This window comes from Hydrogenophaga sp. FG152, from assembly GCF_057809615.1.
This window is the reverse complement of record NZ_JBMDKH010000030.1, coordinates 1-16,491: the sequence shown is the minus strand read 5'-3', so window position 1 is coordinate 16,491 and position 16,491 is coordinate 1. Positions and strand designations below refer to the sequence as shown.

At 70.0% G+C, this 16,491-nt stretch carries 15 protein-coding genes; 11 read left to right on the top strand and 4 right to left on the bottom strand.

Going from position 1 to position 16,491, the window contains the following annotated elements:
- Nucleotides 1–64 precede the first annotated feature (64 nt).
- Together ACODTB_RS24735 and ACODTB_RS24730 are read left to right on the top strand one after the other, a co-directional pair.
- Nucleotides 65–1,180 carry a porin gene (locus ACODTB_RS24735; RefSeq protein ID WP_291115096.1) on the top strand — a complete coding sequence of 372 codons (1,116 nt, stop codon included), beginning with the start codon at nt 65–67 and terminating at the stop codon, nt 1,178–1,180.
- Nucleotides 1,181–1,182: 2 nt separating this feature from the next.
- Nucleotides 1,183–3,192 (top strand): acetoacetate--CoA ligase, encoded by a 2,010-nt coding sequence (locus tag ACODTB_RS24730; RefSeq protein ID WP_291115098.1) that lies wholly within the window; start codon nt 1,183–1,185, stop codon nt 3,190–3,192.
- A 10-nt stretch (nt 3,193–3,202) separates the two neighbouring features.
- Here ACODTB_RS24730 and ACODTB_RS24725 read toward each other — a convergent pair whose 3' ends face one another.
- Nucleotides 3,203–4,153: a LysR family transcriptional regulator gene (locus tag ACODTB_RS24725; protein ID WP_488929837.1), complete on the bottom strand. Its 951-nt coding sequence runs from the start codon at nt 4,151–4,153 to the stop codon at nt 3,203–3,205.
- Nucleotides 4,154–4,364: 211 nt separating this feature from the next.
- Here ACODTB_RS24725 and ACODTB_RS24720 point away from each other — a divergent pair, with 211 nt between their 5' ends.
- Both ACODTB_RS24720 and ACODTB_RS24715 read left to right on the top strand, forming a co-directional pair.
- On the top strand, nt 4,365–4,931 hold the full coding sequence (locus tag ACODTB_RS24720) for a DUF4148 domain-containing protein (protein WP_488929836.1): 567 nt from the start codon (nt 4,365–4,367) through the stop codon (nt 4,929–4,931).
- A 166-nt stretch (nt 4,932–5,097) separates the two neighbouring features.
- On the top strand, nt 5,098–6,096 hold the full coding sequence (locus ACODTB_RS24715) for a LysR family transcriptional regulator (RefSeq protein ID WP_291121809.1): 999 nt from the start codon (nt 5,098–5,100) through the stop codon (nt 6,094–6,096).
- Here the strand turns inward: ACODTB_RS24715 and ACODTB_RS24710 are convergent.
- The 3 genes from ACODTB_RS24710 to ACODTB_RS24700 form a co-directional block, all read right to left on the bottom strand.
- Nucleotides 5,982–7,055, bottom strand: a complete 1,074-nt coding sequence (locus ACODTB_RS24710; protein WP_291121808.1) for an NAD/NADP octopine/nopaline dehydrogenase family protein — start codon at nt 7,053–7,055, stop codon at nt 5,982–5,984. The genes ACODTB_RS24715 and ACODTB_RS24710 overlap by 115 nt on opposite strands.
- 8 nt (nt 7,056–7,063) lie before the next feature.
- On the bottom strand, nt 7,064–8,041 hold the full coding sequence (locus ACODTB_RS24705; RefSeq protein WP_291121807.1) for a Bug family tripartite tricarboxylate transporter substrate binding protein: 978 nt from the start codon (nt 8,039–8,041) through the stop codon (nt 7,064–7,066).
- 106 nt (nt 8,042–8,147) lie between these two features.
- Entirely contained in the window at nt 8,148–8,933 is a 786-nt protein-coding gene (locus tag ACODTB_RS24700; protein WP_291121806.1) for an IclR family transcriptional regulator, read from the bottom strand.
- 74 nt (nt 8,934–9,007) lie between these two features.
- On the opposite strand from ACODTB_RS24700, the gene ACODTB_RS24695 reads away from it, so the two are divergent.
- The 7 genes from ACODTB_RS24695 (at nt 9,008) to ACODTB_RS24665 (ending at nt 16,435) form a co-directional block, all read left to right on the top strand.
- Nucleotides 9,008–10,105, top strand: coding sequence for a CobW family GTP-binding protein (locus ACODTB_RS24695; RefSeq protein ID WP_291121805.1), 1,098 nt, complete (start codon nt 9,008–9,010; stop codon nt 10,103–10,105).
- Nucleotides 10,093–11,493: a dihydroorotase gene (locus tag ACODTB_RS24690; RefSeq protein ID WP_291121804.1), complete on the top strand. Its 1,401-nt coding sequence runs from the start codon at nt 10,093–10,095 to the stop codon at nt 11,491–11,493. Before ACODTB_RS24695 ends, ACODTB_RS24690 begins: the two co-directional genes overlap by 13 nt.
- A gap of 32 nt (nt 11,494–11,525) precedes the next feature.
- Nucleotides 11,526–12,521 (top strand): Bug family tripartite tricarboxylate transporter substrate binding protein, encoded by a 996-nt coding sequence (locus ACODTB_RS24685; protein ID WP_291121803.1) that lies wholly within the window; start codon nt 11,526–11,528, stop codon nt 12,519–12,521.
- A gap of 412 nt (nt 12,522–12,933) precedes the next feature.
- Entirely contained in the window at nt 12,934–13,311 is a 378-nt protein-coding gene (locus ACODTB_RS24680; RefSeq protein ID WP_291121943.1) for a hypothetical protein, read from the top strand.
- 62 nt (nt 13,312–13,373) lie between these two features.
- Nucleotides 13,374–14,042, top strand: a complete 669-nt coding sequence (locus ACODTB_RS24675) for a MarC family protein (RefSeq protein WP_291121944.1) — start codon at nt 13,374–13,376, stop codon at nt 14,040–14,042.
- A gap of 21 nt (nt 14,043–14,063) precedes the next feature.
- Nucleotides 14,064–15,392 carry an anaerobic C4-dicarboxylate transporter family protein gene (locus tag ACODTB_RS24670; protein ID WP_291121945.1) on the top strand — a complete coding sequence of 443 codons (1,329 nt, stop codon included), beginning with the start codon at nt 14,064–14,066 and terminating at the stop codon, nt 15,390–15,392.
- A 5-nt stretch (nt 15,393–15,397) separates the two neighbouring features.
- Nucleotides 15,398–16,435 carry an N-formylglutamate amidohydrolase gene (locus ACODTB_RS24665; protein WP_291121946.1) on the top strand — a complete coding sequence of 346 codons (1,038 nt, stop codon included), beginning with the start codon at nt 15,398–15,400 and terminating at the stop codon, nt 16,433–16,435.
- Nucleotides 16,436–16,491: the final 56 nt, after the last annotated feature.

The window sequence follows — 16,491 nt, the reverse complement described above, 5'->3', positions numbered from 1 at the left end:
CACCCGCTCCGGAATCGCAACCGGCGCCGCGCAGGCGCCACCACTGGCAAATGGAGCAAGCACTGTGAAACACTCGAAACTCATTGGTCTGGCCTGCCTCGGCATGGCCGCGCTGAGCCCGCTCGGCGCCTTCGCGCAAACGGCCCCCGCGCCCACGTCCAGCGTCAACCTCTATGGCGTGCTGGACATTGGCCTGACCCGTGTCAGCAACGTGGGCGGCAGCGGGATCACCCGCGTGGACGACGGCGTGTCCCAGGGCAGCCGCATCGGCTTTCGCGGGCGCGAAGACCTCGGTGGTGGTCTGGCCGCGATCTTCAACCTGGAGATGGGCGTGGCGACCGACAACGGCACGCTGCGCCAGGGCGGCCTGGCGTTCGGCCGCGCGGCCTTCGTCGGCCTGGCCGACCAGAAGCTGGGCCAGTTCACGGTGGGCCGCCAGTTCGACCAGATGGTCGGCACCCTGCTGCGCTACCACCCGGGCTTCCACACCGGCATCTACGGCATGACGCCGGGCGACGCCGACCGCGTGGCCGGGGCCTGGCTGGACAACCAGATCACCTACGTGAGCCCCGACCTGGCCGGCTTCAAGTTCACCGTGCAGCGCGCGCTCTCCGAAGGCGGCACCAGCGCGACCAACGCGGGCAACGCCTGGAGCGCCGGTGCGACCTACGGCAACGGCCCGTTCAACCTGGGCGTGGCCACCACCAGCATCCAGGGCCACACCGTGCGCCCGGGCAGCAGCTACGGCGTGTCGCAGTTCCTCGGCACCACCCTGGCCACACCCGCCACCGCCTTCGTGCTGCCCGAGTACCAGACCGCCGGCATCGGCGCCTCCTACGCCTTCGGACCGGCCACCGTCGCGGCCCTGACCACGCGCTCGAAGTTCGAGCTGGCCAACGGCGCCTCGGACGCGATGAAGACGGTCGGCCTCTCGCTGTCGTACAAGCTGGGCGAGCTGATCCTGTCCTCGGGCGTGCAGCGCGCCAAGCTGGCGTCTTCCGCCTGGACCACCGTGACGCTGGGCGCCGACTACTACCTCTCCAGGCGCACTGACGTGTACGTGACCTACAACGCGCGCAAGGCCTCGGGCCCGAACACGCGCGCGGTGCTGGTGACCAACGGCCCGTCGTCCGACGACAGCCAGAACGCGCTGCGCGTGGGCATCCGCCACCGCTTCTGACCATGACGACCACCACCGCTTCGAACGCCCACCCCTTGCCGGACGGCGCGGGCGAGCTGCTCTGGTCGCCCACCGCCGAGCAGGTGCGGTCCAGCCGCCTGGCCCACTACCAGGCCTGGCTGGGCGAACACAAGGGCGTGCGCACCACGTCCTACGACGAGCTCTGGCGCTGGTCCACCGACGACCTCGACGGCTTCTGGCAATCCATCTGGGAACACTTCGAAGTGGTGGCCGAGGGCAGCCCGCAACCCGTGCTGGGCGAGCGGCGGATGCCCCATGCGCAGTGGTTTCCGAATGCGCGCCTGAACTACGCCGAGCACATCTTCCGCAACGCCACCGCCGAGCGCCCCGCCATCCTCGCGCACGCCGAAGACGAACCCCTGCTGAGCATCTCGTGGGCCTCGCTGGAGCGCGACACCGCCGCGCTCGCCGCCACCCTGCGCTCGCTCGGCGTCGGCCCCGGCGACCGCGTGGCCAGCTACATGCCGAACCGGCCCGAGACGGTGATCGCCTTCCTGGCCTGCGCGAGCGTGGGCGCCATCTGGTCCAGCTGCGCACCCGACATGGGGCCTACCGTGGTGCTGGACCGGCTGCGCCAGATCGAACCCAAGGTGCTGTTCGCCACCGACAGCGACCGCTACAACGGCAAGGCGCACGACCGCGCGCCCCAGGTCGAGAGCCTGCTCGCCGAACTGCCCAGCGTGCGGCACGTGGTGCACGTGCACGGACCGGCGCACACCACCCGCGCCGTGGGCTGGCGCGACCGCCTGGACTGGTCCGAGTGCATCCAGCACGCGGCGCCGCCGCGCTACGAGCGCGTGCCCTTCGCGCACCCGCTCTGGATCGTGTATTCCTCCGGCACCACCGGCCTGCCCAAGGCCATGGTGCACAGCCACGGCGGCATCGTGCTCACGCACCTCAAGACCATGGCCCTGCAGCACGACCTGCGCGCGGGCGACCGGTTGCTGTTCCTGGGCAGCACGGGCTGGATCGTCTGGAACTGGCAGGTCGGCGCGCTGCTCACGGGCGCCTCCATCGTGCTCTACGACGGCAACCCCAGCTGGCCGGACACCCAGGCGCTCTGGCGCTTCCTCGACGAACAGGGCATCACCCTGTTCGGCTGCGGCGCGGCCTTCCTCATCAATGCCATGAAGGACGGCCTTCGGCCGCGCGACGTCTGTTCGCTCCAGCACCTGCGCGCCATCAACGCCACCGGTTCGCCCCTGCCCATCGACGCCTACCGCTGGGTCTACAGCGCCGTCAAACCCGACGTCTGGCTGGCCTCGATCAGCGGCGGCACCGACATCGCGGCCGGCTTCGTGGCCTGCGCGCCCTCGCTGCCGGTGCACGCGGGCGAGATCCAGTGCCCCGAACTGGGCGTGGCCGCCCAGGCCTACAACGACGCGGGCCAGCCGGTGGTCAACGAGGTGGGCGAGCTGGTCATCACCCAGCCCATGCCCTCCATGCCGGTCTTCTTCTGGAACGACCCGGACGGCCGGCGCTACCGGGAAAGCTACTTCGACACCTTCCCCGGCGTCTGGCGCCACGGCGACTGGATCCGCTTCACCGAGCGCCGCACCTCGGTGATCTATGGCCGCTCCGACAGCACCATCAACCGCTTCGGCATCCGCATGGGCACGGCCGAGATCTACCGGGTGGTGGAGGCGCTGCCCGAGGTGCGCGACAGCATGGTGGTGGACCTGGAGTACCTCGGCCGGCCCTCCTTCATGCCCCTGTTCGTGGTGCTGCAACCGGGCCTGTCGCTGGACGAGGCGCTCAAGGCGCGCATCGTCGAGCAGATCCGGACGAAAGCCTCCTCGCGGCACGTGCCCAACGAGGTGCTCCAGGTGACCGACATCCCGCGCACACTGAGCGGCAAGAAGATGGAGGTGCCGGTGCGCAAGCTGCTGCTCGGCGCGCCACCCGACCAGGTGGCCAGCCCCGATGCCATGCAGAACCCGGGCAGCTTCGGCTTCTTCGTCGACTACGCGAAAAAGAGGGTGCCCACTTGAACCGCGCGACCTAGACCGCCAGACGGGCCTCGGCAGGTGTGCAGGTGGTGAGCGCGCTGCCCACGCGGGCGCGGGCCTGCTCGATGAGGTAGTCCAGGAACACCTCGGTGCGGCGCGGCATGAACTTGCGGCTGGGCAGGGCTGCGTACACCGTCAGCCGGTCCGTGATCCAGGGGTTGAGCACGCGCACCAGCTCGCCGCTCTCGATGAAGGGCGCGGCCAGGCCGATGGCGCAGGCACCGATGCCGGCGCCATCGAGCGCGGCGTGCATCAGCGTGTCGGGGTGGTTGACCCAGAGCACCGGTTGCACCTCGATGTCGACAAAGCGGGCTTCGTCCGTCTCGTGCAGCAGGCGCCAGCCCCGGGTGCGGCCGGTCGCGGGCTTGAAGCGCAGGCAGTCGTGCCGCTCCAGGTCTTCGGGCTGCACTGGCGTGCCCTTGCGCTGCAGGTATTTGGGCGAAGCCAGCAGCACGGTGACGCTGGAGAGCACCTTGCGCGCGATCACGTTGGCGTCGAACGAGGCCTGCGCGCCCATGAGCGTGATGTCGTAGTCCTGGATCGGGGGTTCGCGGGGGGAGTCCACGTCGATGTCGAGCAGGATCTTGGGGTAGGCCTGCCGAAAGCCGCTGACCAGGGGCGCGAGCACGTGCGTGGCGAGCACGGGTGGCGCCAGCAGGCGCAGCACGCCGGCGAGTTCGCTGGTCTGCGAGCTCACCAGCGCGTGGGCCTCGTCGAGTTCCTGCAGGATGACGCGCACCCGGTCGAGGTAGTTCTCGCCCGCGTCGGTGAGGGAAACGCGGCGGGTGGTGCGGTGCAGCAGGCGGGTGCCCAGGTGGTCTTCGAGGTCGGCCACCAGCCGCGTGACCACGGCGGGCGACAGGTCGAGCGCCCGGGCGGCGGCCGCGAATCCGCCTTCATCGGTCACTTTCTGGAAAACACGCATTGAAGTCAGACGGTCCATGAGACCCAATTTAAAGGGTTTTCCCGGAGAAATTTGCCCTCACTATTGCCAATTCAGCAATACATAAAGCCTTTCAATGCTGTTTTTCTTCTGATTCAGAAACTTTACAGTTCATCCCATCGATGCACGCAAACCCCTCCGCAGAGGCATCGAAGCCGGCCAGACCGCACAACGGACCGACCGGCATGTTCAACCCTCTTAAGGAACTGTCATGAAGAAGCTGTCTGTTGTTGCCATCGCCCTCTCCACCCTCGTTGCCGGCCACGCCTTCGCCGCCGATGCCTCCGTGGGCAAGACCCGCGAGCAAGTCCGCGCCGAACTGATCCAGGCCCAACGCAACGGCGACCTGATCGCCGACGGCGAAACCGGTGCCCGTTACAAGGACCTCGCCCCCCACCTCTACGCCCAGCCCGTGGCCGTGAGCAAGAGCCGCGCTGAGGTGAAGGCCGAGCTGGCCGAAGCCATCCGCACCGGCGACATCGTGGCCGACGGCCAGACCGGCGCCAAGGCCAACGAGCTGTTCCCCGCCCAGTACGCCCAGGCCCGCGCCGAGCAGCCTGCGGCTGTCACCGCCGCCGTGGGCAAGACCCGCGCCGAAGTGAAGGCCGAAGTGGCCCAAGCCATCCGCACGGGCGACTACGTGGTGGACGGCCAGACCGGCGTCAAGGCCAACGAGCTGTTCTCCGGCCAATACGCCCAGCCGGTGCTGGCCGACAGCAAGGCCCGTGGTGACGTGCGCGCCGAACGCGTGGAATCGCGCCGCAGCAACGGCGGCTAAACCGCGGTTCTGACCACGCCCCCCTGGCCGATGGCCGCCGATGGACGATCCGTCCACGGCGGCCATCGGCTTTCGGGGGCTCCATCACCAAGACGCTATGCTGGTCGGCCGTCCTGCCCGCAGGACCCATGAAAGGCGTCGAGTGAGGAACCCATCGCAGCGGCTCATGGCCGCCCTGCGTTTTCGCCAGCTGGAGCTGCTCAGCACGCTGGCCGACACCGGCAACATGCGGGCCGCGGCGCAGCGGCTGCACATGACCACGGCCGCGGTCAGCAAGGGCCTCAAGGACGTGGAAGCGCTGTTCGAGCAGCCGCTGTTCCACCGCCTGCCGCGCGGCGTCGTGCCCACCGTGGCCGGCACGCTGGTGGTGCAGCGCGGGCGCGTGCTGCTGGCGGAGATGGAGCAGCTCTCCGACGAACTCGCCGCGCCGCTGCGCCCGCTGCACGAGCGGCTGAAGATCGGCGCCACGCCCTTCCTCACCTGGACGGTGCTGCCGCGCATCCTCTCGGCGCTCGCGGCGCAGGACCAGTTGCCCGGCGTGCTGCTGCTCGAAGGCCGGCTGGCCGACATCTCGCGCCAGCTCGAGGCCGGCGAGGTGGATGCCCTGATCACCATGGACACCCCCTCGGAACTCGGCAGCCTGTCGGCCCAGGGGTTCACCATCGAGCACATCGGGCTGGAGCAATGGCGCGTGGTCGGCTCACCGCACCATGCGCTGGCCGCGAACCGCGGCGCGAAAAGCCCGCCCCTGCGCTGGGCCGAGGTGGCGCAGGCCCACTGGATCCTGCCGCCGAGGCCGACCAACTCGCGCATGATGCTGGAGCACACGCTGCGCGGGCACGGCCTGCCGGCGCTCATCCCGCACATCGAGACCATGAGCGCGATCACCCATCTGGAGCTGGCCGAGCAGAACCTGGGCCTCACGCTCGCGGCCCAGGGCACGCTGACCGAGCGGCTGCGGCGCGGCAGCCTGGTGGAGCTGCCGATGGAGAGCCTGCCGCCGCCCGTGCCCATCGCCATGGTCTACCGCCGCAGCGGCAACCCCAAGGCTCAGCTGGCCGGGCTGGCCGCTGCCGCGCAGCGGGCCATCAGCGCGTCGGCCCCGCCGCCCGCGATGTCCAGCGCGTCGAGCAGGAAATTGTCGGCGCGGAAATCGCGCCCGTAGGCCACCTCCAGCAGACGGAGGCAGGCCGAGAGCACCGGCGTGTGGACCCCGGCCGCGCGCCCGAGCGCTTCCAGGAAAGCCAGGCCGAACGGCGCGTCTTCCAGCACGTAGCGGTGCTGCAGCGAGGCCGGCCCGTTCGGGCTCATGCCGTTGTCGGTGATCGCGGCCGCCATGGTGTGCAGCGGCCCTTCGGGCACGTGGTAGGAGCGCGCGTAGTGCTGCCGCAGCGACGGCACCTCAAGCCCGAAGCCGCGCGCCACCGTGCGGCGCTCGGCGTCCAGCGCCTCGGCCATGCGGCCCACCACCGCCGTGAAGTGGCCGAACAGCGACCAGGCTTCGCCGACCTCCATGCGCGTCAGGTTCGGGATCACCTCGGCCGCATGCGCAATGGGGTTGATGTTGGCCAGCGTGGGCGTGAGCAGGTTGTCCGCCGCGACGAAGCGGTCGCCGAACAGGTCCGCGCACATCCGCACCGCCTGCGGCGGCTCCAGCGGGCCGACCGTGGCCATGTCGATGCGGCTGCGCAGCGGGTTGACGTGCAGGCTGCCGTCGGGCTGGAAGTGCGTGGTCGTGAGCGTGGTGCCCCAGCCGCTGACCTGCACGCCCTCGACCGCCGCCGCGATCCACAGCGGCGCCAGCGACAGGGCGCCACTCACGATCACGTGCTGGCCCGGCCGCCAGACCGCATTCAGCGGCCCGAGCACGGCGGCATAGGCATCGGCCGGCAGGCAGACCAGCACCACATCGAATTCGGCGAGGCGGTCCGGCGAGGCCAGCCACTCGACCTCGACCTCCCCGCTGACCGACCCGGCGCAGGTGAAGCTGGCGCGGTCCGCGTCGTGCCGCACGCGGCGCCCGGTGGGCGACCACAGGGCCGGCGCGAGGCCGTCCCGCGTCAGAAAGGCGGCGGCGGCGCAGCCGACCGGCCCCGCGCCCACGATGGCGATCCGCGATGTCATGCGGCGCATCAGTCCAGCGAGAGCTTGCGCTCGCTGATCAGTCGGCCCCACTTCGCCAGGTCGTCGGCCGCGTCCTTGCGCAGCTCCGCCGGCCCGGTGGCGACCAGCTCGATGCCCTGCTGGCGCAGCCGCTCCTTCAGCTCGTCGTTCTTCTGCACGCTGCGCACCGCCTCGTAGAGCCGGTCGATGACGGCCGGCGGGGTGCCGGCCGGTGCGAACAGCGCGAACTTGGTGGCCGACTCGAAGCGCGGCACGCCCGCTTCTTCCACCGTGGGCACCTGGGGCAGCACCGGGCTGCGCGCGCTGCCCGACACGGCCACCGCCTTGAGGCGGCCGGCGCGGATCAGCGGCACGGCCACGCCGATGTCGACGAAGCCCAGGTCGACCTCGCCGGAGGCCACGGCCAGCGTGGCCGGTCCACCACCCTTGTAGGGGATGTGCGTGATGGAGGTGCGCGTGAGGTCCTTGAACAGCTCGCTGGCCAGGTGGCTGGTGGAGCCGTTGCCGCCCGACGAGTAGTTCAGCCGGCCGGGCTGCTGCCGCGCGAGCGCGATCACGTCCTTGACGCCTGGCGCGTTGAGCGTGGGCTTGACGGTAAGGATCAGCGGGCTGGTGCCGACCAGCGAGATCGGCGCGAGCGCGTCGGGCCCGTAGGGCAGCGGCTTGATCAGGTGCGGCGCGATCGCGTAGGTGCTGTTGGTGGCCAGGATGAGGGTGTAGCCATCCGGCCTGGCTCGGCTGGCCTCGCTGTGGGCGATCGTGCCCACGGCGCCGGCGCGGTTGTCCACCACCACGGGCTGCTCCAGCTGTTTGGCCATGTGGGCCGCGAGGTGGCGCGCGAGCAGGTCGGTGGCGCCGCCGGCCGTCCAGCCCACGAGCAGCTTGATGGTCTGGTTCGGGTAGGCGCTCGCCTGCGCGAAGGCGGTGGGGGCGGTGCCGACCGCGATCGCGGCCAGGCCCGCGGCCAGGGCTTGTGTCAATGTCATCGTCGCAACCTCAGGGTGTTTCGCTGAGCGCGAGTCTAGGCAGCGGCACGCGCCACCACCAGCGAAGCCTTCTCAAGAGGTCTTAACCGCCGGTGAACACAGGGGCTCAGGCCGAGGTTTCCAGCGCCGCCGAAATCGCCTGCGCGCAGCGCCGCACCTCGGCCGCGAAGGCCGCCTCGTCGTAGCGCGCGAGCTCGAACACCAGGCTCACGCCCGCCACCACCTGGCCATCGCCGAACACCGGCGCGGCGATGCCCACCCGGCCCTGGGCCACCTCCGAATCGGTGCAGGCGAAGCCGGTCTCGCGGATCGCCTTCATCTGTCTGGCGAAGTCCTTCCAGCCCCCCAGGCCCACGGATTCGCGGATCTCCTGCTCGTGGTCAAGGTAGATCTGCTTGAGCGCGCGGTCGCCGAGGTTGGCCAGGATGGCCTTGGACGTCGCCCCCTTGAACATGGGCAGAGCCACGCCGCGCTCGTAGGTGGACGAGGGCGGGTGGTCGCTGCCCTTTTCCTGGTGCACGCACATCACCTGGTCGCGAAAGCGCCGGCTGATCAGCACCACCGCGTGCTGTGTGGTGCGCGCCAGCAGTTCGCGCATCGGCCCCGAGGCCGCCTTCACCAGCGGGTCGCCCTGGCGCATCAGCAGGTCGTAGCGGATGAAAGCCGGGCCGAGCATGTATTCGGAGCGCGTCGAGGGCGCCAGGAAACCCAGGTTGCTCAGTTCCTTGACGTCCCGGTAGGCCGAGCTGATGGACACGCCCATCTCGGCGGCGATCGCCTCCACCGTCCACAGCGTGCGCCGCTCGAAGAGCTGAAGGATGTGCAGCGTCCGGTTGCGCGTGCGGATGCCCGCACCCTCGCCCGAACGAACTTGTTTCGCATTTGTTTCCATTTTGCTATTATTCGCACTTGTTGCGAAAACTGATGCACCACAAGTGGGTGCGACTTTCACCAAGGAGAGCCATTATGAGTTCCGATCGTGCGCGGCTGCCGGTCGCCCTGCTGACCGGTTTCCTGGGCAGCGGCAAGACCAGCCTGCTCAACCGCTGGCTGCGCGAGCCCGCGCTGTCGAACGCGGCGGTGGTGGTCAACGAGTTCGGCGACATCGGCATCGACCACAACCTGATCGCCAGCAGCAACGACAACACCATCGAGCTGAGCACGGGTTGCCTGTGCTGCAGCGTGCAGGGCGATCTGGTGGAGACCCTGCGCGAGCTGCTGGACAAGCGCAGCCGGGGCCTGGTGCGCGCCTTCGACCGCGTCGTGATCGAAACCACCGGCATGGCCGATCCCGGCCCGGTGCTGCAGGCCCTCATGACCTTTCCGGTCTCCAACGGCTACCGCCTGGCCCAGGTGATCACCACGGTGGACGGGGTCAACGGCGCCACCACGCTGGACGGCTTCGAGGAAGCCACCAAGCAGGTGGCCGTGGCGGACCAGCTGGTCGTCACCAAGATGGACCTGGCCGACCCGCCGCAGGCCCAGGCGCTGCAGCAGCGGCTGCAGGCGCTCAACCCGGGCGCCACGGTGAGCTGGGCCACGCCGACCCAGGTGCCCTGCCTGGAGGTGCTCACCGAGCTCGACGTGTACGCCGCCGCGACGCCGGCCCCCGCGGTGCGGCGCTGGCTCAACGCCGAGGCCCACGCCGACCAGCCCGCGCGCTACCGCCCGATCGGCGCGGCGGCCGCACCCCACCACACCGAGGGCATCGAGACCTTCTCGCTGGTGTACGACGAACCCCTGGCCTGGCAGGAGCTGGCCGCCTGGCTCGATGCGCTGGTGCTCGCGCACGGCGACGACCTGCTGCGCGTCAAGGGCATCCTGAACATCGCCGGCGAGGCCCGGCCCATCGTCGTGCACGCGGTGCAGCGCCTGTTCCACCCGCCCGCGCCGCTGGCCGAATGGCCCTACGAGGACCGCCACTCGCGCCTGGTCTTCATCACCCGGGGGCTGGGCCGCGCCTTCGTCGAGCAGATCTTCGACGTCATCCGTGGCCGCGCGCCCCGTCCCACCCTTTCCACCACCACCCCCGCTCACAAGGAGAACATTTCATGGACACATTGATCCGCCACGGGCTGATCGTCACGCCGCAGGGGCGCCGCGTCGCCTCGATCGGCATCCAGGGCGGCCGCATCGCCGGCATCTACGAGCCCGGGTCCGAGCCCGCTGCTCGCGAGGTCATCGACGCCGATGGCCTGGCCATCGTGCCCGGCGCGATCGACATGCACTCGCACCACCGCCAGGGCTCGCTGCCGGGCTTCGAATACAAGGACACCATCCACACCTCCACGCTGCAGTGCGCGGCCGGCGGCGTGACCACCAGCGTGGCCATGCCCAACGTGCAGCCGCCGCCGAACTCGCTGGAGTTGCTGGAACGCCAATACGACATCTACCGCAGCGACGCCATCGTCGACTGGAACTTCAACCCCGCGCCCACCATCAGCGAAGAGATGCCCGGCATGGCCGACACCGGCATCGCCGCGTTCAAGATCTTCATGGTCGTGGACACCGGGCGCGACTACCCGCACATGCCCGGCATCGGCGTGCACGACCACGGCAAGATCCTGGAGATCATGCAGCGCTGCGCCGAGCTGAACGTGCCGCTGATGGTGCACCCGCACGACCAGGCGCTGATGGACGTGATCGAGCAGAAGTTCTGGGACCGCGGCGAGCGCGATGCCCTGGCCTACGCCAAGGCCTACGCCGCGCACGACGGCGTGATCTGGGAAACCGCCATCGCCACGCTGCTGCGCCTGCAGCGCGCCTCGGGCTGCCACCTGCACATCCTGCACACCCAGACCGCCGGCAGCGTGGAGCTGATCCGCCAGGCCAAGGCGGCCGGGCAGAAGGTGACCTGCGAGATCAACCCCTGGGCGCTGTTCCTCGGCTGCGAGTGGTCGGCCATCCAGCGCCTGGGCTCCTACGCGCTCTCGTACTGGGTGCCCGAGAAGAACGTGCCCGGCCTGTGGGAAGGCCTGCGCGACGGCACCATCGACATCGTCGCCACCGACCACGCGCCGCACACGCGCGAAGAGAAGGAGATCGGCTGGACCGACGGCTGGAAAGCCCACACCGGCACGCCCTCGACCCAGTTCTACTACAGCATGTTCATGACCGCCGCGCTGGAAGGCAAGATCAGCCTGGAGCGCGTGGTCGAGGCTTGCAGCGCCAAGCCGGCCGAGCTGTTCAAGCTCGCGAACAAGGGCGCGCTGAAGGTCGGCGCGGACGCGGATCTGGTGCTCGTCGATCTGAACAAGGAATACGAGGTGCGCGACGAAGACGTGCTCAGCCTGATCGGCTGGAGCCCCTACGCCGGCCGCAAGCTCAAGGCCAAGCCGGTGCGCACCATCGTGCGCGGCACCACCGTCTACCTCAACGACCAGGTGATCGGCCAGAAGGGCTTCGGCCAGCACGCCAAGGCCGTGCGCGAACCGGTCGCCGCCGTGGCCTGACCGATCCACTCCCTGCACACCAAGGACTCTCCATGAAACGACGCTCCTTCGTACAACGCTCCCTGCTGCTGCCCGCCCTGGGCGGCCTGGGCCTGGCCACCACCACCAACGCGGCGCGCGCCCAGGCCAACTGGCCCGAGCGCGCCATCAACATGGTGGTGCCCTACCCGGCCGGCGGCAACACCGACTTCGTCGCGCGCATGACGGCCGACTACCTCAACCGCGCGCTCGGCGTGCCGGTGGTGGTGGACAACCGCGCCGGCGCGGGCGGCACCATCGCTTCCATGCACGCGGCCAAGCTGCCGGCCGACGGCTACTCGGTGTTCCTCGCCTCGATCGCCCAGATCTCGCTCGCGCCCTTCCTCTACAAGATCCGCTACGACCCGTTCAAGGACTTCCTGCCGATCGCCAACGTGGCGGGCAACCCCCAGGTGGTGGTGGTGCCGGCCGCCTCGCCGCACAAGAGCCTGAAGGACCTGGTGGACCACGGCCGCGCGAACCCGGGCAAGCTGCTCATGGCGCACGCGGGCACCGGCTCCATGTCCTTCCTCGCGGGTGCGGCGTTTCTCAAACGCGCGGGCATCGACGCGGTGATGGTGCCCTACAAGGGCGGCGCGGCGGCCATCGCCGACACCATCGCGGGCATGACCGAGGTCTACACGGCGAACATCTCGGAGACCCTGCCCTACCTGCAGAGCGACCGCCTGCGCCTGCTCGGCGTGACCAGCCCGCAACCCGTGGCCATGCTGCCGGGCGTGCCCACCATCGCCTCGCTGTTCCCAGGGTTCCAGACCGAAACCTGGAACGGCCTGCTGGCGCCAGCCGGGCTGCCGGCCCCGATCGCCGACCGCCTCGCGGGCGCGGTGGCGAAGATGTTCAGCGACGAAGCGGTGCTCTCGCGCATGGCCAAGGCCGGCCTCATTCCGCAGACCGGCCAGCAGACGCCGAAGGACTTCGCGCGCCGCATCCAGGCCGACGTGGAACTCTGGCGGCCGGTGATCAAGGCCATCGACGTCAAGCCGGAGTAGGGCCAGGCCGGGGCTTCTTCGCTGCCGGTGGGCGTGGCTGCCGTTCTCCGGCGCCTGCTCGCGGGCGTCTGCCCGGGCAGGCCAACGCAGTCGCGTCAACACCGGACTGGCGCTCAGACTCTGTGGCAACCGCGAATGGGGCGCCTGCGCCCGGCAACCCCACCCACCGTCGAGAGTGCGGTGCAGGCAGGCAAGAGGTTTCTGTCCCCTGGTAGGCGGGCCCGGGTCGACCTCTCGGCGGATGGTGCTCCCCCCGGGCGCAGGCGCCCCATTCGCGGTTGCCACAGAGCTTGAGCGTCAGGGGTCGTGTTGACGAAGGGGTCGCTGCGGACCCGGGCAGACGCCCGCGAGCAGGCGCCGGAGAACGGGGGGACGCCAGCCGACAGCGAAGAAGCGGCCCACAATGGCGACCATGACCCTGGAAGACTTGATGGCCATCGCCAAGCAAAGCCGCACCACCACCACTTGCCCCCACTGCCAGGCCCTGGTGTGCAGGGGCTGGGACTCCGTGCCCGGCGGCTTCGATCTCTCGCGCCTGACACGCGTCGGCAGCTTGCGCGATCCCGACGCCGACGAACCCACACTGGCCGAGTACCACCCGAACGGCACCGGCGCCTGGTCCGACGACGCCCCCATCGCCCTCGGCTGGTTCCCCTACAACCGCTGCGACGTCTGGCAATGCAGCGGCTGCGCGCGGCCTTTCCTGCGCTACACCGAAGTCGGCGGCTACTACACCGACGAGCGCATCCGCGAACTGCAGGCCCACCTGATCCAGCAGCCGCCCCTGTAGCCTGCAGCGCACCACCTGGGCTACGATGCCGCATTCCGGCATTCCCGGGGAGGGGTAACGACATGGCGGCCGACTTGCTCCAATCGCTGGCTTTGGTGCCGCTGACGCTGCTGCCCATCATGAACCCGCTCAGCGGAGCGCCGGTGTTCTCCATGACGGTGGGCGACGACCCCGCCGCCACCCGCCAGCTGGCCCGGCAGGTCGCCATCAACTGCTGGTTCGTGCTGGTCGGCTCGATGCTGGTCGGCACCTACGTGCTGGAACTCTTCGGCATCTCCCTGCCCATCGTGCGCATCGGCGGCGGCCTGCTGGTGGCGGCCTCGGGCTGGCGCATGCTCAACCGCAACGACGACGACGAAGTGCATGCCGCCGTCAAGCGCACCCAGCCCGGCGCCTGGACGCACGCCGAGGTGGTGCGGCGCAGTTTCTTCCCCATCACCTTTCCCCTGACCACCGGGCCGGGCACCATCGCGGCGGCCATCGCCATCGGTGCCGGCTGGCCCCGCCAGCTGGACATGTACGTCACCGGCGCCCTGGTGGCCGTGCTGGGGGCCACCCTCACGGTGGGCGTGGTCTACCTCATCTACCGCCATGCGGCCGCGCTCATGGCCAGGCTGGGCGAAGTGGGTGCCCTGGTGATGGTCCGCCTGATGGCCTTCATCCTGCTGTGCATCGGCATCGAGATCATGTGGACCGGCTGGGCCGAGCTCAACGGCATCCACGCCCCATAAACGTAGGAGGAGGAGGAAACCATGAACACGTTCCTGATCGCCGTGCAGGGCCTCATGCTGCTGGCCCTGATCGCTGTCGGTGTGCATTTCAAGGGCATGGCCATCGGCCTGTTCGGCGCGGTCGGCGTGCTGCTGTTCGTGCTGCTGTTCGACGTGGCGCCCGGCGCCGTGCCGGTCTCGGCCATGCTCATCATCATGTCGGTGGTCACCGCCGCCGGCGCGATGCAGCTGGCCGGCGGCATCGACTTCCTGGTGGCGCAGGCGCAGAAGGTGATCCGCCGCTTTCCCAACCAGATCACCTACGTGGCCCCGCTGACCACCTTCGCCTTCTGCGCCGGGGCCGGCACGGGCAACATCTACTACTCGCTGATGCCGGTGATCTACGAGGTGTCGCTGGCCAACAAGGTGCGGCCCGAACGGCCGCTGGCGCTCTCCGCCACGGCCGGCCAGCTCGCCATCACCGCCAGCCCGGTGTCGGCGGCCATGGCCGCCATGGTGGGCCTGCTCGCACCCACCGGCTTCAAGATCACCGACATCCTCATGATCACGGTGCCCGCCTCCATCGCCGCCATCATCATCGGCGGCCTGGTGATGAGCCGGGTCGGCAAACCGCTCGAAGAAGACCCCGAATACCAGCGCCGCGTGGCCGCCGGCGAGCTGACCCCGCCCGCCACCGACGCGGCGCCCAAGCCGCCGACGCGCGAGGGCCGGATCTCGGCCCTGCTGTTCCTGGCCGGCGTGGCCTTCATCATCGCCGCCGGCATCTTCCCGGAGTTGCGCCCGCAAGTCACGGTCAAGGGCGCGCTGGTCGGCGTGGACCTGGCCCAGCTGATCCAGATCACCATGCTGACCGTGGCCGCCGCCATCGTGGCCCTGGCCGGCATCAAGGCCAGCGACATCGTCAAGAGCCCGCTGTTCGACTCCGGCATGGTCGCGGTGGTGGCGCTGTTCGGCGTGGCATGGATGGCCAACACCTTCATCGCGGCGCACGAGAGCACCATCGTCGACGGCCTGGGCTCGCTGGCCCGCCAGGCCCCGGTGATGATCGCCGTGGCGCTGTTCGCGGTGGCCGCCATGACCACCAGCCAGTCCAGCGCGACCTTCTCCATCATCCCGATCGGCATCGCCCTGGGCCTGAACCCGGCCACGCTGGCCGCCATGTGGCCGGCGGTGGTGGGCGTGTTCCTGCTGCCCACCAACGGCTCGCAGATCGCCACCGTGGAACTGGACCGCACCGGCAGCACGCGCATCGGCCGCGCGGTCATCAACCATTCCTTCCTGCTGCCCACGCTGATCTACGCCGTGGTCTCGGTGGGCCTGGGCCTGCTGATCTCGCGCGCGGTGGGCTGAGCGCCATGAGCCCCGCCACCGACCTGCTCTGGCTGGACGCCAACCGCCAGCACGGTTTCGACGACCTGGTGTTCTGGCAGGGCCGCGAGCGCGGCACCGCCTTCGAAACGGTGGCCGGCGGCGTCCGCACCGTGGTGCTGGGCCCGCACGCCAGCGCGGGCTTTCCGGCCGAGCTGCGGCCCTTCGTCGCGCCCGGCCTCACGCGGCGCAAGCAGTTCGATTTCTCCGACGTGCTGACCAGCGCGCTGGGCCGCGCCTGGGCGGCGGCGGACCCCACGCTGGTCTTCGTCGAGAACCCGCATTCGCGCCTGGTGATGGACCCGAACCGCGCACCGCCCGCACAACCCATGGACGGCCTGCGCGAGTTCTGGGCGCGGCTGGCGCGCCAGCGCGCCGGCGAGACCGGGGTGTCCTTCGCCGGGGTGGACGCCATCCGCCCGATCACGTTTTCCGGTGAGGACGTGCTGCTCCAGCCGGCCGACGAGGCCGGCTGGGCCGCGCTGGCCAAGGCCCTTTCGCGCTGCCATGCACTCGGGCCCGGCGCCTACAACGCCGCCGTCGATCGCGTGATCGATCAGGTGCGCCGCACCGGCCCGGCGCGCGGCCTGCTCGTGGTGAGCCTGCACGACACCATGAACACCAAGATGCGCGCCGACGGCGCCATCGTGGTCGAGCGGCCTGCGGCCGACCGCCTGCCGGCCTGGGTCAACCTCGGCAACCGGGGCGACGTGCAGGGCGAGGGCGACGCGGTCAGCCTGCCGGCCTCGCGCCTGCGCCAGCTGGCCGCCGCCTGGACCACAGCCCTGGGTGCGGCGCGCGGCGAGATCAGCCTCAACCACCCGTACAAAGGCGCGCAGGAAACCTTGTACTGGGGCCAGGCGCTGGCCGGCCAGCCCGACAGCGGCGCGGTGCAGGCCGAGTTCCGCCGCGAGGCCTTGCTCGGCCCCGAGGCCACGGCCCACCTGCAGCAGCCCGGCGCCGACTGGCCCACCGGCCTGGACGAGCGCCTGGCCGGCATCGCGGGCCGGCTGGCCCAGACCTAGGTGTGATGTCTCAATAGGTTGTTCATCCGTCTCGGATTTGGGAAGCTGTGGTTACC

What these genes read in the sequence shown, in the direction of transcription:
- ACODTB_RS24715 (WP_291121809.1), top strand. Translation starts at nt 5,098, where the DNA reads ATGGCCGCCCTGCGTTTTCGCCAGCTGGAGCTGCTCAGCACGCTGGCC.
- ACODTB_RS24725 (WP_488929837.1), bottom strand. Translation starts at nt 4,153, where the DNA reads ATGGACCGTCTGACTTCAATGCGTGTTTTCCAGAAAGTGACCGATGAA.
- ACODTB_RS24710 (WP_291121808.1), bottom strand. Translation starts at nt 7,055, where the DNA reads ATGACATCGCGGATCGCCATCGTGGGCGCGGGGCCGGTCGGCTGCGCC.
- ACODTB_RS24675 (WP_291121944.1), top strand. Translation starts at nt 13,374, where the DNA reads ATGGCGGCCGACTTGCTCCAATCGCTGGCTTTGGTGCCGCTGACGCTG.
- ACODTB_RS24720 (WP_488929836.1), top strand. Translation starts at nt 4,365, where the DNA reads ATGAAGAAGCTGTCTGTTGTTGCCATCGCCCTCTCCACCCTCGTTGCC.
- ACODTB_RS24690 (WP_291121804.1), top strand. Translation starts at nt 10,093, where the DNA reads ATGGACACATTGATCCGCCACGGGCTGATCGTCACGCCGCAGGGGCGC.
- ACODTB_RS24695 (WP_291121805.1), top strand. Translation starts at nt 9,008, where the DNA reads ATGAGTTCCGATCGTGCGCGGCTGCCGGTCGCCCTGCTGACCGGTTTC.
- ACODTB_RS24705 (WP_291121807.1), bottom strand. Translation starts at nt 8,041, where the DNA reads ATGACATTGACACAAGCCCTGGCCGCGGGCCTGGCCGCGATCGCGGTC.
- ACODTB_RS24685 (WP_291121803.1), top strand. Translation starts at nt 11,526, where the DNA reads ATGAAACGACGCTCCTTCGTACAACGCTCCCTGCTGCTGCCCGCCCTG.
- ACODTB_RS24700 (WP_291121806.1), bottom strand. Translation starts at nt 8,933, where the DNA reads ATGGAAACAAATGCGAAACAAGTTCGTTCGGGCGAGGGTGCGGGCATC.
- ACODTB_RS24730 (WP_291115098.1), top strand. Translation starts at nt 1,183, where the DNA reads ATGACGACCACCACCGCTTCGAACGCCCACCCCTTGCCGGACGGCGCG.
- ACODTB_RS24680 (WP_291121943.1), top strand. Translation starts at nt 12,934, where the DNA reads ATGACCCTGGAAGACTTGATGGCCATCGCCAAGCAAAGCCGCACCACC.
- ACODTB_RS24665 (WP_291121946.1), top strand. Translation starts at nt 15,398, where the DNA reads ATGAGCCCCGCCACCGACCTGCTCTGGCTGGACGCCAACCGCCAGCAC.
- ACODTB_RS24670 (WP_291121945.1), top strand. Translation starts at nt 14,064, where the DNA reads ATGAACACGTTCCTGATCGCCGTGCAGGGCCTCATGCTGCTGGCCCTG.